The organism is Nocardiopsis eucommiae (assembly GCF_965344335.1).
GTDB classification, from domain to species: domain Bacteria; phylum Actinomycetota; class Actinomycetes; order Streptosporangiales; family Streptosporangiaceae; genus Nocardiopsis; species Nocardiopsis eucommiae.
Genome location: NZ_CBDRIY010000020.1, coordinates 16,803 through 32,027 on the forward strand (window position 1 = coordinate 16,803; position 15,225 = coordinate 32,027).

The following is a 15,225-nucleotide window of genomic DNA, read 5'->3' on the forward strand; positions in this document are numbered from 1 at the left end:
GGGACGTCGTCGACGAGCCGGTGCCCGAGCTGGAGGCCGGACCACCTGTCGTGCACCGCCTCGATGCGACAGCGGCGGTGTACCGACATGAATACCCGACCCGACGTCCGCGGATACGCGCCAACGGGCCGACCGGAAAAGGTTATTCCCCAGGGTTTGCCAACCAATGACGGAACGGACCGGTTCGGGGGCGTTCGGGTTCCCCGACCGATCAGCTCCGCACGGAACGGTCCGCGACCCGGGCCGCGCGGGCGGCCTTCGGGAAGAGGTACAGCACGCACGCGAGCGAGGTGAGACCGAGCGCGGGGACCCCGGTGGCGGGCAGGGCCTGCTGGATGTACTGGTCGACGAACTTCGCCTCACCCGTCCACAGCGCCGTGCCGACCACGCAGGCCAGCAGGGGGAGCCCCACACCGACCCACTTGTCCCGGGCGTTCCACACCTGGCTGAGCACGATGAGCGCGGCGCCGAGCACCCACAGGAAGGCCACGTCCCACCACACTCCGGCGAGGACGAGCATGAGCAGGGCCACGGCCTCGGGCGGGTGGTGCCGGAGCATCATGAGGCCGTTGCGGGTCACCCCGGGTTTGCGGGCGACCCTGCCGTCCATGCGCAGGTCGGTCTGGCTGGGCCCCTCCAGCAGGGACATGAACCCCTGGTTGGGGCCGCCCCGCCAGGGCGGTGGCGGACGGTCGGCGTGCCGCGGCTTGGGCGGGATCATCTCGTCGTCCTCGAGGTCGACCGCCTGGCCGGTGAGCTCCTCCCGCACGAGGTGTTCGGGGGATCCGAAGCCACGGAGGATACGCCGTACGGTGTCGACGTCGTCGAGGTCGGCCGCCTCGCGACGTTCGTCGATGCGCGCCCGCAGGCTGGCGAGGTAGGCGGTCCGTTCCCGGGGCGTCACACGACCGTACAGCGCGAGTCCGACCTCGGAGAGATAGTCGAGTACCACTTGTTCCGAGCGCTGGGTCATGGCCCCATATTGGCCGACATTGACCTGCCTTTTAACCCTCCCCCTCCGTTTCGGTCCAGGAATTCTCCCCCATACGGTTCACACCGCGTGAGCGCCTCCCGGGGTGGCACCCGTTCGACCTGCCCGTTGACGCCGCGCATGAGCGCGAACACCACCGCGCTGCCCACGACACCGACCAACGCGCCGTGGCGCAGCGGCACCGTGGTCACGACCCCGCGGAACAGGAACTCCTGACCAAGGGTGGTGAGCGCCGCCAGGGTCAGCACCGTCAGGGCAAGGGGCAGGGCCCCGGCTCCGGCGGCGCGGCTGGCCCGGGTGCCCTCCTCCACCCACTCACCCGCGACGGGTGTGGTCGCCGCCGCACCGGGGGTTCGCGCGTGGGGGTGTGCTCCTCCCCGCCCGATCACTTAGCGTTGATCCGATGACCGACTACGCGCCACCCGGGTCCGACCGGGGCACGGGCGGCCCCGACGGCGATCCGCCGGGGCGGCCCCCCACGTTCACTGCCTGGCTGCGCTCACGCTCGGACGACGAGCTGACCGCCCTCCTGGACGCGCGTCCGGACCTGGCGCAGCCGGTCCCGGCCGACATCGGAGCCCTGGCCCACCGCGCGACCTCACGCAACGCGGCGTTGCGCGCGCTGGAACGGCTCGACCGGTTCACGCTCCAGGTCCTGGAGTCCGTGGTCGCGCTCGGCGACGACCGGCTCTCCGAGCCCGTGGGGGCCCAGCCCGCGGAGCTCGCCCACGGGCTCGGGCTGTCCCCCGGCGACGGTCGGGGCACGGAACCGCTGGACGCGGCCCTGGACACCCTGCTCTCCCTCGCCCTGATCTGGCCGGACCACGGGCGGCTGCGCCCCGTCCAGGTGCTCCGTGAACTCCTGCCCCACCCCGCCCAGCTGGGGCCGCCCGCACGGGCCCTCCTGGCGGCGCTCCCCCACGAGGCCGTCCGCCGGTTGGCCCGCGACCTCGTCCCGCACAGCACCGCCAGCAGCGCCGTGGAGACGGTCGCCACAGCGCTGTCGGACCCCGGACGGCTCGCCGCCCTGACCGGCCAGGTCGGGGCGCCCGCGCGGCGCCTGCTGGACAACCTGGCCTGGGGACCGCCCAACGGCACCGTCAGCGACGCCCGCCGGGAGGTCGACCTGGCCACGGCCGCCTCCCCGGTCGAGACCCTCATCGCCCGGGGCCTGCTCGTGGCGACCGGTGACGACACCCTGACCCTGCCCCGCGAGGTCGGCCTCCACCTGCGTTCCGGCGTGCTGTTCCGCGAGGTCGACACCGCCCCGCCCGCCTTCGAGGGGCGTCCGGTCCCGCCCGACGCCGTCGCCCGCGCCGCCGCCGGACAGGCGTTCACCGTGCTGCGGGCTGTCGAGGAGCTGCTGGAGCGGTGGACCGAGGAGCCCGCCGCCGTCCTGCGCAACGGCGGGCTGGGCGTTCGCGACCTGCGCCGGGCCGCGCAGGCCATGGACACCGACGAGGACACGGCCGCCCTGTACCTGGAGGTGGTCCGCGCCGCCGGGCTGATCGGCACCGACCACCGGGTCGCGGGCGAGTGGCTGCCGACCCGCGAGTACGACCTGTGGCGCGAGCGCGCCCCGGAACGACGGTGGCTGCTCCTGGTCCGGTCGTGGCTGGGTTCGGACCGGGTGGCCTCGCTGACGGGCTCCCGTGACGCGGGCGGGCGCGTGCGCAACGTGCTCGGCCCCGGGCTGGTCAGACCCGCGGCCCCGCAGGCCCGGCGCGACCTCCTCACCGAGCTGGGCGAGGCCGGCCCGGACCTGGCCCCGAGCGAGGACTCGCTCCGGGAGCGGCTGGCCTGGCACCGCCCCCGCCGCCAGTCCCCCGTGTACACCGATCTCGTGGGAGCCGCCCTGACCGAGGCGGCCGCCCTCGGCCTCACCGGGCTGGGGGCACTGGCCGAGCACACGCGGCCCCTGCTCGGGCTCGCCGAGGACGCCGAGGAGACCGCCGCGCGCCTGCTCTCCGCCGAGCTGCCACAGCCCCTGGACTACGTGCTCGTGCAGGGCGACCTCACCGCCGTGGCGCCGGGGCCGCTCGTCCCCGAGCTCGCCCGGGAGCTCGCGCTGGTCGCGGACGTGGAGTCCACCGGCGGCGCCACCGTGTACCGCTTCACCGAGGACTCCGTGCGCCGTGCGCTGGACGCCGGGCGCGGGGTCTCCGACATCACCGCGCTGCTGGAACGCCACTCCCGTACCCCGCTGCCGCAGGCCCTGCGCTACCTGGTCTCGGACGCCGGTCGCAGGCACGGGAGGCTGCGCACCGGCACGGCCGCCAGCTACCTGCGCTGCGACGAGCCCGCGCTGCTGACCGAGCTGGTCTCCGACCGCCGGGCCGCCGACCTCGAACTCCTGCTCCTGGCGCCGACCGTGGTGGTGAGCGGGCTGAACCGCGCCGCGCTCACCGAGCGCCTGCGCCAGCTGGGCTACCACCCGGTGCCGGAGAGCGGCGACGGCACGATGCGCCTCAACCGCCCCGAGGTACGCCGGGCCGAACCGGACCCCTCGTCCACCGTGGAGGGCGCTCCGACACCCGAGCTCACCCGGGCCGCCGTGCGCGCCCTTCGGGCCGGGGACGAGGCCGCCAACGTCGCCCGCGTCCCGGTGGCCCTGCCGGAGGGGGGCACCGCCGGGTCCCGGGCCTCGGCCGTCATGGAGGTGCTCTCGGAGGCCGCCGTGGCCGAGCGCCGTGTGTGGATCGGCTACACCGACACCGACGGCCGCCAGGTCAGTCGGATCGTCGAGCCCTCCAGCGTGGACGGCGGCTTCCTCACGGCCTACGACACGACCCGGGACGCCGTGCACCGCTTCGCCATCCACCGCATCACCGGGGTGGCCGAGCTGGCCCCCTCCGACTGACGCGTCCGGAACGCCGACGGGGTCGGCGGGCTAGAGTGGCGTAGGTCGATCACCGACACCGAGGGACACCCCATGAGCAACGCACCGCTGCCCCCCGGAGCCTCCTCCCCCCGTGATCGGGCGCGCGAGGACCGCGTCTCCGAGGGCCGGGACCGGGCGCCCGAGCGCGACGACGACCGGCACGCACCGGCCCCCTCGGGTTCGACGGGCGGCGCCAACAGCTCCACGATGGCGCTCATCCTGCACGCGGCGACCGCGCTGTGCTGCATGAACTGGATCTTCGGGATCGCCGGGATCACCTTCGCGGTGCGGGCCGCGCACGCCCGCGACCGGGGCCGCCCCGATCAGGCCGAGGTCCTGACCCGTTACTCCTGGTACTGCCTCGGGGCGGCGGGGGTGATGTTCTTCGTGATGCTCGTGCTGACCTTCGTGATGTTCACCCAGGCGGGCGGCTGGATCCAGCAGATCGTTCCCGTGGTCAACTTCTGACCCCGGTTTGGGGCAACGCGTACGGGTTCGTCCGCGTCCCACCCGAGTGGGGCGGGTATGCGACCACAGACACGGTGATCGGCGGGAGGGGGCACGGACCAGCGGTGAACGGTGACCGGAACGACCCCAGGGCCTTCTGGGAGCGGGGGCGGACCTCCGTCTCCGGGTCGGGCCTGCCCGCGAACACACCCGCCGCGCGCCCGTCAGCGCCACCGGACCGGGCGACCCCGACGCCCCCGCCGCCCCCGTCCGGCCCGGCCGCGTACCAGACCGTCGCTCCGGTACGCCGACCTCCGGCGGGACCCCCGCCCCCGTCCGGCCCGCCTCCCCGCGTGGGCGGCGCGGTCGCGGCCCTGCTCGTGGCGGTGAGCACACTGGTCGTCCAGGTCCTCGGTGTCGCCCTGGGCCTGTGGTTCTTCGTCCTCTTCGCCAACGTCCCCGGGATCGTCCTGGGCGTGATGGCCCTGACGAAGGTGCCCGACACGGACGCGGTGGAGCGGTACATCCGCTACACGTGGACGTGCACCTTCGCCTACACCGCGTTCTCGGTGGTGTTCCTGCTGCCGGTGATGGTGATCGCGTCCATGCTCCTCTATCTGGGGGCCTGACCCGCGCCGACCTCCGCCGGGGCGTTCCGTAACGAACCCCACCCCGGGACGGGCATGATCGGAGGGGTTCCCGTGTTGCACCTGGGGCCACCCTCGTCCCCGTGACCGTGCCCGTTCCCGCCGGAAGGCCCCGTGTGTCCTGCCTGATCGTCCAGTCCGACAAGACGCTCCTGCTAGAGATCGACCACGAACTCGCCCCGGAGTGCCGCCGATCCATCGCGCCGTTCGCCGAACTCGAACGCGCCCCCGAACACGTGCACACCTACCGGATCACGCCGCTGGCCCTGTGGAACGCGCGCGCCGCCGGGCACGACGCCGAGCAGGTCGTGGACTCGCTCATCCGCTTCTCCAAGTTCCCGGTGCCGCACTCGCTCCTCGTGGACATCGCGGAGACCATGGACCGCTACGGGCGGCTCCGACTGGTCGGTGACCCCCGGCACGGCCTGGTCCTGGAGTCCTCGGACCGCGCCGTCCTGGAGGAGGTCGTCCGGGCGAAGAAGGTCAAGGGCATGCTGGGCGATCGACTCAGCGAGGACTCGGTCTCCGTCCACCCCAGCGAGCGCGGCAACCTCAAGCAGGCCCTGCTGAAGATCGGCTGGCCCGCCGAGGACCTGGCCGGGTACGTGGACGGCGAGGCGCACGCCATCGACCTCGCGGACGGCGACTGGGAACTGCGCGGGTACCAGCGTGAGGCCGCCGAGAGCTTCCACGCGGGCGGCTCCGGCGTGGTCGTGCTGCCCTGCGGCGCGGGCAAGACCATCGTCGGCGCGGCCGCGATGGCGATGACCGGGGCGACGACGCTGATCCTGGTGACCAACACCGTGTCGGTGCACCAGTGGAAGACCGAGCTGCTGAAGCGGACGTCCCTGACCGAGGACGAGATCGGTGAGTACTCGGGGACCCGGAAGGAGATCCGGCCGGTCACCATCGCGACCTACCAGGTGATGGCGGCGCGCCGGAAGGGCGTGTACACGCACCTGGAGCTGTTCGACGCCAGGGACTGGGGCCTGGTCGTCTACGACGAGGTGCACCTGCTGCCCGCGCCGATCTTCCGGATGACCGCCGACCTCCAGGCCCGCCGCCGCCTCGGGCTGACCGCCACGCTGGTCCGTGAGGACGGCCGGGAGGGCGACGTGTTCTCGCTGATCGGGCCGAAGCGCTACGACGCCCCGTGGAAGGACATGGAGAACCAGGGGTGGATCGCCCCGGCGGACTGCGTGGAGGTCCGGGTGGACCTGACCGAGTCCGAGCGGCTGGCGTACGCGACCGCCGAGCCGGAGGACCGGTACCGGTTCTGCGCGTCCTCGGAGACCAAGACCACCGTGGTGCGCCAGATCGTGGAGCGTCACCCGGGGGAGCAGGTCCTGGTGATCGGGTCCTACATCGACCAGCTCGACGAACTCGGTGAGCGGCTGGGCGCCCCGGTGATCAAGGGCGAGACCCGCAACAAGGAGCGCGAGCGCCTCTTCGACGCCTTCCGCGCGGGTGAGCTGCGCACCCTGGTGGTGTCCAAGGTCGCCAACTTCTCGATCGACCTCCCCGAGGCGGGGGTGGCGGTCCAGGTGTCGGGGTCGTTCGGTTCCCGTCAGGAGGAGGCGCAGCGGCTGGGCCGTGTGCTGCGCCCGAAGGCGGACGGTCGGACCGCCCGCTTCTACGCGGTGGTCGCCCGGGACACCCTGGACCAGGACTACGCCGCGCACCGGCAGCGGTTCCTGGCCGAGCAGGGGTACGCGTACCGGATCGCGGACGCGGGTGACCTACTCGCGGAGGAGGAGAACTGAGCGGGTGACACGCCCGGGTCAGAGCGAGGGCAGGACGCCGATCACGTAGGTACCGGCGGCGATGCCCCAGGCGATCAGGGAGTAGGTGAGGGTCCGGGTGCGCAGCAGGCGGTCGCCCCGGACCGAGGGCGCGGTGAAGGCGGCCAACAGCAGGGCGAGGCCGAGCAGCGCCGGGATCACCGAGGCCAGCGCGAAGAGCTGGGACTGGGCGGCGCACGCGGCGTAGCCGGAACTGCCGGGATCACCACAGAACACGTCGTCCCCCGATCGGATCGTTCATGCGGTCGTACTCCCCTGACCGTACCGTTTCGGCGGGGCCGGATCGCCGGGTGCCACAGCCGGTATCGGGGCCGCCCGAGGGAGCCGAACCGGGTTCGCGATTCGGGTGACCCAGGACACTTCCAGGGCTTTACACGAACCCCTTCCGTGTCCAATCATGAGGGGCAGTACACCCGACGGAGGTACCCCTCATGACCGAGGCACCGGCCACCGAGCGCCGCGACGGCTTCCACTCCCTTCGCGGCGGCGGACTCAACTGGGACTCGCTCCCCCTCCGGCTGTTCGCCAAGGGCAACGCGCGGTTCTGGAACCCGGCCGACATCGACCTCTCCCAGGACGCCGAGGACTGGCGGAGCCTCGACGAGGAGGCGCGCACCCGCGTCCTGCGGCTGTGCGCCCTCTTCGCAGCGGGCGAGGAAGCGGTCACCGAGGACCTCCAGCCCTTTCTGCGTGCCATGGCCGCCGAGGGCCGCCTGGGCGACGAGATGTACCTGACCCAGTTCGCCTTCGAGGAGGCCAGGCACGTCCAGGCCTTCCGGCTCTGGCTGGACGCCATCGGTGTCCGCGAGGACCTCCACGCGTACGTGGACACCAACCCCGGGTACCGCGCCCTGTTCTACGACGAGCTCCCCCGCTCGCTGGACGCCCTCCTGGACGACCCCGGTCCCCGCAACCAGGTGCGCGCCTCGGTCACCTACAACCACGTCATCGAGGGGTCCCTCGCGCTGACCGGCTACTACGCCTGGAACCACGTGTGCACCGTCCGCGACATCTTCCCGGGCATGCGCCGGATCATCAGGCACATCGGTGACGACGAGCGCCGCCACATGGCCTGGGGCACCTTCACCTGTCGGCGCCACGTGGCCGCCGACGACCGCAACTGGGACGTGGTGAGCGAGCGCCTCGACGAGCTGCTGCCCCACGTCATGGGCACCGTCCGAGACGGCGACGTCCCGCCGAGCGACCCGGCCGCCCAGCGCTACGAGCTCCCCCCGGGCGAGCTCCTGGAGTACGCGAGCGACCGCGCCCTGCGACGGTTGGGCGCCATCGAGTCCGCGCGCGGGGTGCCGCTCTCCCGGATCGACCTGGACGCCTCACCCGAGGAGCTGGAGGAGCGGTTCGGGGAGGAGGACCGCGCCGCGATGGCCCGCCTGGAGAACTAGGCCGGCCGGATCACTTTCCCTCACGCAGGACCAGGTCGATCGCGATCGCGGAGGCCACCACCAGGGTCCGCAACGGATCCGGGAGGGAGGGGTAACGGTGGTGCAGCGCGTAGCTGTCCGCGGCCGTGAGGATCTCTCCGAGGTCGGGCAGCCTGCGGTCGACCCGCGCCACCTCGTGCCCGTTGTGGTCGTTGATCCGGAAGTCCCGGCTGACGAAGTCGCCCTCGATCGCGCCGATCTGCCTCTTCCACGCGTCCATCAGCGTGAACGCGGCCCCGAAGAACTTCAGGTCCTGCTCGATGCTGCCCACCGGGTGGCCGTTGGGCAGGCTCACGCTGGTGGTCGCGGTCATCCAGGACCAGTGCTTCCGGATGACGAGCCGGACCGCCCCGTGGAGGTCGGTGACGTGCACCAGCCTCTCGAAGCCGCCGGTGTTGCGCGAGAGCTGCCGCAGCACCTGGACGCCGCCGCCCGCGCCCTGTTCCCGTGCCCAGGCGATCTGTCGTCCGAACTGGTCGTGGATCTCGTAGTCCGAGACGTCGACCATGAAGCGTTTCGGCTGGCGGACCAGGAGGGGGTTCGCGGAGAAGATGTCCATGGGGAGCGATCCTAGGGCGCGTCCTCCGAGCGCCAGAGCTCGCGTCTGCCCCTTTCGGCCTCCAGTGCGATCCGCCCGAAGGGTTCCGAGCGCCACGCGCCCCCGCGCTGGTGGTTGGCGTACAGGACCTCGCCCTCACGGGAGAGCACGTACACCGAGTCCGCGAGGTGGTGGGTCTCCAGGAACTCGATGGTGTTGGGCACACCCAGGTAGAAGCGGTCGTGGTGGATCTCCGGGAGCCAGCGGCCGAATCCCTGGTCGCGGGTGGCGCGCTCGTGGCGGTCGACCATCGAGAACCGGCTGTTGGAGGCGTGCGTGGCCACGAAGCCGACCTCCACCCGGTACCCGGCCTCCCGGAAACCGTGGACCCACTGGGCGGCCCAGTCCGCGCGCCCCAGCGGGTGGCTGCACACGACGTCGTGGCGGCCCCGCCGCACGTGTTCCATGGCCCGCCGGTGCACCCCGCCGACCTGCGCGGACACCGAGGTGGAGGCGGCTCGGTCGTCCACAGTCATGGACCACTCGTAGTCGGGCGAGAGCGGCAGCAGGTCGTCACCGTCGTAGCTGACCGTCCCCGGCGGCAGGACCGGCAGGAGGAGTCGCTGGAGGGTGGACTTGCCGGAGCCGGGCTGGCCTCCGAGGAGCAGCAGCCGGGGGTGTTCCCGCGGGACCCCGGTGAGTCGGTCGCGCAGCGCGAGGTCGAAGAGGGCGTCCTGCTCGGCGTCGGTGAGCTCGCGGCCGAGATCCTCCGGGGTGGCACCCGAGGGCCGCGGCGCGGGGTCTGCGCGGAGTTCACGGAGGGTCCGGGAGAGTTCGGCGTTGGCGCGGGCGACCTCGTCGGCCGTCATGAAGGGCAGGCGCGCCTCCTCGGAGAGCAGGAGCCGCGCCCGTTCGACCAGTGCGGGGTCCTTCTCCGCCCGCGCCAGGCAGGCGCCGATCGCCGCGCTGTGGAGGTTGTGGGCGCGTTCGCGCTCCTCACGCTGCTCGGTGGTCTGGGGCGGCACACCGCCGCAGGAGCTCTCCGCGAGGAGGGGGAGGACGTCCTCCTCGGATCGCGCGGCCGAGGGGTCGGGGCCCGTACCGGGCCCGGTTCCGGAAGGGGAGGCTGCCATGTTCGTCCACTCTCGCCGTGGCCCGGCCGGTGCGGGCCGTGGGTGTACGCATGACAAGATTAGTGGCTCAGGTCACCACGGGTCGGCGGTTCGCCCTCACGCACCGCGACCTAAAGTGGCCACATGTCAGCGAACCCGCTCCCCTCAACGCCCCCCGCCGTCATCGAGGCCCTGGCCTGGGCCCACGTCCGTGACGGCCGCCTGCTGTGCGTGCGCCCCGAGGACAGGGACCTCCTGTACGTCCCCGGCGGCAAGCGTGAGCCGGGCGAGACCGACGAGGAGGCGGTGGCCCGCGAGACCCTGGAGGAGGTCAGCGTGGTCCTGCGGCCCGGTACCTTCCGCCTGGTCGCGGAGATCGACCAGGAGGCGCACGCCCAGGCGCCCGGCACCCGTGTGCGGCTGGTCTGCTACTCCGCCGAGCACGACGGTGAGATCGTGCCGGACAACGAGATCGTGGAGGCGGTGTGGATCTCCCACGCCGAACGCGACCAGTGCGCCCCGGCCGTGCGCGACCTGGTCGAGCTCCTCCACCAGCGCGGCGAACTCCCCTAGGGCGCGGTCCGCTCCCCCGGGGCGAACACGGGGTCGGGAACCCGACCGGACCAGGTACCGGTGTCGCGCAGGAACAGCATGGTGACGGTGACCCCGAGCGCGAACGGCAGCAGGAAGACGGTGCCCATGACCGTGTCCAGGCCGCCGACCTCGAACAGGTCCCAGTTCAGCAGCCCCTGGGCCGCGACCTGGAAGGCCAGGTGGAAGCCCACGCAGGCCCAGACGTTCCCGGTGACCACGCGCAGACAGCCCAGCACCACGCCCATGCCGAGGAACAACGGCAGCCGCTCGGCGAGGACGTCCCACCCTCCGGTGAGGACCCACAGACCCGTCCCCCACAGGGTGAACAGCGCCGCCTGCGCGAACATCGCCACCCACGCCGACATCGCGGTGGTGAGGTTGCGGAACAGGTAGCCACGGAAGATCAGTTCCTCCGGGACCGCCTCGTAGAGCAGCACGAGGACGGTGAGGGCCGCCAGGGAGAGCACGATCTCCGTCAGGGGCACGGCCGGGGTGACCGACGCTCCAAGGGCGAGTGCCACCCCCAGGCCCACGGCCGCGGGCAGCAGCCAGGAGAGCGCGCCCACGAGGAACGGCCACCAGGCGTCGCGCGGGCCGGTCAGTCCCAGGCCGGACCACGGACGGCGGTCCAGGTACCGACGGGCCGCCCAGACCAGCGCGGTCCCGAGGACCGCGATGACCACGGCGTTGGCCCAGTGCGCGGCGTTGCCCCGACTCCCCGGTTCGGTGAGCAACAGGTCGTTGACCAGGAGCAGCCCGGACCACAGCAGGACGGCACCGGCGGTGACGGCCCCGATCCGCAGGGGGAGGCCCGGCCGGGCGGAGGGGATGTCGTTCATGACACCAGCCTCACCTCCCGGCACCCCCGCGCACCATCCGGGAACACCCGGAGAATCCCCTGAGCCACCATGGCGCGGGACGCGAGAAAACCAGTGGCCTCCTCCGGTCTCCCTGGTTAGGTTCGGTAATCGTGCGCGCACTTCCCCAGCCTCCGGGCGACCCGGACCACCGCTCCGCCGACCGCTTCCTGCTCTGGCTCGCCCGGACGGAGTGGCCCTCCCTGACCTGGGCCTCCCTGGTCGCCTCCGCGTACTACCTCTGCACGATCCTGGTGTCCTTCGTGCTCGGCGCCGCGCTCGACGCCGGGCTGGCCGAGGGCGGGTACGGCACCCTGCTGTACTGGTTCGCGCTCATCGGTCTGTGCGCCGTGGGAGGCGCGGCACTGACCCCCCTGTACGAGCGGGCCAGCTGCTTCAACTGGTACGCCTGCGCCTACCGGACGATGCAGGTGATCACCCGCCGTTCCTCACGGCTGGGGCCGACGCTCACCCGGCGGCTGCCCACAGGCGAGGTGGTGGCGGTCGGCACCGACGACATCGACCGGATCGGTGAGGTCTACGAGCGCTCCAACCTGTTCGTCTCGTCGGTGGTCGCGGTCCTGGTGGTCGCCTTCCTCATGCTCACGTCGCACGTCACGTTCGGTCTGATCGTCCTGGTTGCGGTACCGCTGATCGTCGTCGGCATGGTCCCGCTGCTGCGTCCGCTCAACCACCGCACGCACGCCCACCGCGACCGCCAGGCCGAACTCACCACGCGGGCCACCGACCTCGTGGCCGGGCTGCGGGTCCTGCGCGGGGTGGGCGGTGAACGCTCGACCGGTGAGCGGTACCGCGCCGAGTCGCAGCGGGTCCGGGCCGCCGGGGTCCGGGTCGGATGGATGGACGCCGCGCTGGAGGCCGTCCGCACCCTGTATCCGGGCCTGCTCCTGGTGGGGATCGTCTGGTACGGAGCCCGACTGGCGCTGGTCGGTGAGATCACCGTGGGACAGCTGGTCGCCTTCTACGGCTACACCGGCGCCCTGTCCACGGCCGTCCGCTACTTCATGCTCTTCTCCTCCGACGTGGTGACCGCCAGGGTCGCCGCCGCCCGCGTGGTGCGGGTCCTGGGGATGGAGCACGACCTCACCGAGCCCGCAGCCCCGGCGGAGGCCCCCGCCGGACCCCACGACCTGCACGACCCCACGAGCGGGGTGCTCCTGGCACACGGAAGGGTCACCGGCGTGGTCTGCGCGGACCAGACCGACGTGGCGCCCGTGGTCGAACGGCTGGGCCGCTACCGGGACGGCGGCGGCGCGGAGCTGTCCGGCGTCCGCCTGGACGCGCTGCCGCTGCGGGAGGTCCGTCGCCGCGTGCTGGTCGCCGCCAACGACGCCCACCTGTTCTCCGGTCGGTTGCGTGACGAGCTCGACCCCGGGGGCGCGGGCACCGACGAGCACGTCACCGCCATGCTCCGCGCCGCCTCGGCGGAGGACGTGCTCGCCCAGTCCCCCCTCGGGTTGGACGTCGAACTCACCGAACGCGCCCGCGAGTACTCCGGCGGCCAGCAGCAGCGCCTGCGACTGGCCCGCGCCCTGCTCCGGGACCCGGACGTGCTGATCCTCGTCGAACCGACCTCGGCCGTGGACGCGCATTCGGAGGCGGCCGTCGCGGAACGGCTCCGAGGGGTCCGCGCCGACCGCACCACCGGAGTGGTCACCACCAGCCCGCTCCTGCTGGACCGCACCGACCACGTCCAGTTCCTCGTGGAGGGCCGGGTGGCCGCCGAGGGCACCCACCGGGACCTGCTCCGCACCCACGACGCCTACGCCGCCACCGTCCTGCGCACGACCCTGGAGGAGGAGACGGTATGACCCGGACCGCCGAACCCCGGCCCCCGGCCGACCGACCCGCGGCGCCCTCCCTTCCCGGCGGACCGCCCACCGCCCCGGTGGATCCGACCGCCCTCCCGGTGGCGCCCACGCCCCTGGTGTGGCGCAGGCTCCGCCGCGCGGGCCGCGACCACGGACCGCTCCTGCTCCTGGTGGTCGTGCTGTACGCGCTGGCCACGGGGGCCGCCCTGGTCGCCCCGTGGGTGCTCGGGATGATCATCGACGCCGTCCGCGACGGCGCCGCCCCGGCGCGTGTGGACGTCATGGCCCTCGCCATCGTGGCGGCGCTGCTGGTCAACGCCGCCCTGCTGTTGGCCGCCGTGGCCCAGTCCATCCGCTTCGGTGAGGGACTGCTGGCCGAACTGCGTGAGGAGTTCGTCCGGTCGGTCCTGCGGCTGCCCCTGGGCGCCGTGGAGCGCGCGGGCACCGGCGACCTGGTGTCGCGGACCGGGCGCGACGTCAACTCCCTCAGTGTGATGGTCCGTGAGTCGCTCCCCGTGTTCGCCACGGGTGGGGCGACGGTGCTGGTCATCCTGGTGGCCCAGGTCTTCCTGCACCCGGCTCTCGCGCTCGCGTGGCTGCCGTCGGCACTGATCATCTGGGTGAGCACCCGTTGGTACGCCCGGCGGGCCCCGGAGGGCTACCTGGCCGAGATGGGCACCTACTCCCGGCTCACCCAGGGCGTCTCCGACACCGTGGAGGGGGCGCACACCCTGGAGGCGCTGGGCCGCCAGGAGTGGCAGGACCTGCGGACCGACGCCGACGTGCGCCGCGCGTACCTGGCCGAGCGGTACACGCTCTGGTTGCGCACCGTGTGGTACCCGCCCCTGGAGTTCTCGTACATGTTCACCTCGGCGACGACCTTCCTGGTCGCGGGGTTCCTGTACGTCCAGGGCGAGCTGTCCCTGGGGCAGATCGCCACGGCGGTGTTCCTGACGGTGCAGATGTCCAGGCCGCTGGAGCACATGATCGACCAGATCGACAACGTGATGGTGGGCTTCACCGGGATGCGGCGCCTGCTGGGGGTCCAGGGCACCGAGGAGACCCCGGGCACCGGCGCCGAACCCGAGACCGGGGAACCCGGAGCCGTGGCTGTCGAGGGCGTGCGGTTCGGATACGCGCCCGGAACCGAGGTGCTGCGCGGCGTCGACCTGGATCTGCGCCCCGGGGAGCGTCTGGCCATGGTCGGGCCGAGCGGCGCGGGGAAGTCCACCCTCGGCAAGCTCCTGGCCGGGGTGTACCTGCCCGGGGCCGGGACCGTCCGCGTCGGCGGCGTCGACCTGGCCGCACTCTCCCCGGAGGAACGCCGGGAACGGGTGATCCTGCTCAGCCAGGAGAGCCACGTGTTCCGGGGCACCCTCGCGGAGAACCTGGCCCTGGCGCTGGAGGACGACGGCGCGGACCGGGAACGGCTGTGGCGGGCGCTGGAGGCGGTGGATGCCGCCACCTGGGTGCGGTCGATGCCGGAGGGGCTGGACACGCGGGTGGGCTCGGGGCAGGACGCCCTGGACCCGGCCCACGTGCAACAGCTGGCGCTCGCTCGGGTCGTGCTGGCCGACCCGCAGGTCCTGGTGCTGGACGAGGCGACCTCGATGATCGACCCGCGTTCGGCCCGCCGTCTGGAGGGTTCGCTCGCCGGGGTCCTGGCGGGCCGCACCGTCGTCGCGATCGCCCACCGGCTGTACACCGCGCACGACGCGGACCGGGTGGCCGTGGTGGACGGAGGCGAGATCGTCGAACTCGGCACCCACGACGAACTCCTCGCCCGGGGCGGCTCCTACGCGGAGCTGTGGAACGCCTGGCACGGGGAGGGCTGAGTCAGCGGGGTCCGGTGGGGAGCGGGCCCGGCCGGGGCTGAGGCGGGTCCGGGAGCGGGTCCGAGCCCGGGTCGGAGTGCGGGGCTCGGAGTCTGGCGCTCGGGGCTTGGGGCTTGGCGCTCGGGACTCGGGGTTCGGGACTTGGAGCTTGGCGCTCGGGACTCGGGGCTTGGCGCTCGGGACTCGGGGCTGATCGATACTCCACGCTCCCCGGGGGCGCCCGCCCTCCCGCCCGGCTCCTCGGCGA

14 protein-coding genes are annotated in these 15,225 nt (G+C 72.8%); 8 read left to right on the plus strand and 6 right to left on the minus strand.

Features of this window, described 5'->3' with window-relative positions:
• Positions 1 to 211: 211 nt before the first annotated feature.
• Positions 212 to 973 (minus strand): hypothetical protein, encoded by a 762-nt coding sequence (locus ACRWK8_RS14730; RefSeq protein WP_431870931.1) that lies wholly within the window; start codon positions 971 to 973, stop codon positions 212 to 214.
• On the minus strand, positions 970 to 1,302 hold the full coding sequence (locus tag ACRWK8_RS14735; protein WP_431870933.1) for a CPBP family glutamic-type intramembrane protease: 333 nt from the start codon (positions 1,300 to 1,302) through the stop codon (positions 970 to 972). Before ACRWK8_RS14735 ends, ACRWK8_RS14730 begins: the two co-directional genes overlap by 4 nt.
• 92 nt (positions 1,303 to 1,394) lie before the next feature.
• On the opposite strand from ACRWK8_RS14735, the gene ACRWK8_RS14740 reads away from it, so the two are divergent.
• The 4 genes from ACRWK8_RS14740 to ACRWK8_RS14755 all read left to right on the plus strand — a co-directional run bounded on the left by ACRWK8_RS14740 (position 1,395) and on the right by ACRWK8_RS14755 (position 6,729).
• Entirely contained in the window at positions 1,395 to 3,851 is a 2,457-nt protein-coding gene (locus tag ACRWK8_RS14740) for a helicase-associated domain-containing protein (protein ID WP_431870935.1), read from the plus strand.
• A gap of 72 nt (positions 3,852 to 3,923) precedes the next feature.
• Positions 3,924 to 4,340: a hypothetical protein gene (locus ACRWK8_RS14745; protein ID WP_378737751.1), complete on the plus strand. Its 417-nt coding sequence runs from the start codon at positions 3,924 to 3,926 to the stop codon at positions 4,338 to 4,340.
• A gap of 332 nt (positions 4,341 to 4,672) precedes the next feature.
• The gene (locus tag ACRWK8_RS14750; RefSeq protein WP_378737753.1) at positions 4,673 to 4,948 is read left to right on the plus strand and encodes a hypothetical protein; all 276 of its coding nucleotides are present in this window, start codon (positions 4,673 to 4,675) and stop codon (positions 4,946 to 4,948) included.
• 134 nt (positions 4,949 to 5,082) lie between these two features.
• Positions 5,083 to 6,729 carry a DNA repair helicase XPB gene (locus ACRWK8_RS14755; protein WP_378738301.1) on the plus strand — a complete coding sequence of 549 codons (1,647 nt, stop codon included), beginning with the start codon at positions 5,083 to 5,085 and terminating at the stop codon, positions 6,727 to 6,729.
• Positions 6,730 to 6,747: 18 nt separating this feature from the next.
• Here ACRWK8_RS14755 and ACRWK8_RS14760 read toward each other — a convergent pair whose 3' ends face one another.
• Positions 6,748 to 6,984, minus strand: a complete 237-nt coding sequence (locus ACRWK8_RS14760) for a hypothetical protein (protein WP_378737755.1) — start codon at positions 6,982 to 6,984, stop codon at positions 6,748 to 6,750.
• A gap of 215 nt (positions 6,985 to 7,199) precedes the next feature.
• Here ACRWK8_RS14760 and ACRWK8_RS14765 point away from each other — a divergent pair, with 215 nt between their 5' ends.
• On the plus strand, positions 7,200 to 8,171 hold the full coding sequence (locus tag ACRWK8_RS14765; protein WP_378737757.1) for a R2-like ligand-binding oxidase: 972 nt from the start codon (positions 7,200 to 7,202) through the stop codon (positions 8,169 to 8,171).
• Positions 8,172 to 8,181: 10 nt separating this feature from the next.
• Here ACRWK8_RS14765 and ACRWK8_RS14770 read toward each other — a convergent pair whose 3' ends face one another.
• A complete protein-coding gene (locus ACRWK8_RS14770) occupies positions 8,182 to 8,769 on the minus strand; it encodes an LURP-one-related/scramblase family protein (RefSeq protein WP_378737759.1) in 588 nt (195 codons plus the stop codon).
• An 11-nt stretch (positions 8,770 to 8,780) separates the two neighbouring features.
• Positions 8,781 to 9,881 (minus strand): zeta toxin family protein, encoded by a 1,101-nt coding sequence (locus ACRWK8_RS14775; protein ID WP_378737761.1) that lies wholly within the window; start codon positions 9,879 to 9,881, stop codon positions 8,781 to 8,783.
• A gap of 123 nt (positions 9,882 to 10,004) precedes the next feature.
• Here ACRWK8_RS14775 and ACRWK8_RS14780 point away from each other — a divergent pair, with 123 nt between their 5' ends.
• The gene (locus tag ACRWK8_RS14780; protein WP_378737763.1) at positions 10,005 to 10,433 is read left to right on the plus strand and encodes an NUDIX hydrolase; all 429 of its coding nucleotides are present in this window, start codon (positions 10,005 to 10,007) and stop codon (positions 10,431 to 10,433) included.
• On the opposite strand, the gene ACRWK8_RS14785 is transcribed toward ACRWK8_RS14780, so the two are convergent.
• Positions 10,430 to 11,293 carry a CPBP family intramembrane glutamic endopeptidase gene (locus ACRWK8_RS14785; protein WP_378737765.1) on the minus strand — a complete coding sequence of 288 codons (864 nt, stop codon included), beginning with the start codon at positions 11,291 to 11,293 and terminating at the stop codon, positions 10,430 to 10,432. The two genes, ACRWK8_RS14780 and ACRWK8_RS14785, sit on opposite strands and share 4 nt — an antisense overlap.
• A gap of 131 nt (positions 11,294 to 11,424) precedes the next feature.
• On the opposite strand from ACRWK8_RS14785, the gene ACRWK8_RS14790 reads away from it, so the two are divergent.
• Both ACRWK8_RS14790 and ACRWK8_RS14795 read left to right on the plus strand, forming a co-directional pair.
• Positions 11,425 to 13,143 carry an ABC transporter transmembrane domain-containing protein gene (locus ACRWK8_RS14790; protein WP_378737767.1) on the plus strand — a complete coding sequence of 573 codons (1,719 nt, stop codon included), beginning with the start codon at positions 11,425 to 11,427 and terminating at the stop codon, positions 13,141 to 13,143.
• The gene (locus ACRWK8_RS14795) at positions 13,140 to 14,978 is read left to right on the plus strand and encodes an ABC transporter ATP-binding protein (protein WP_431870940.1); all 1,839 of its coding nucleotides are present in this window, start codon (positions 13,140 to 13,142) and stop codon (positions 14,976 to 14,978) included. The genes ACRWK8_RS14790 and ACRWK8_RS14795 overlap by 4 nt, the downstream gene beginning before the upstream one ends.
• Positions 14,979 to 15,225 lie beyond the last annotated feature (247 nt).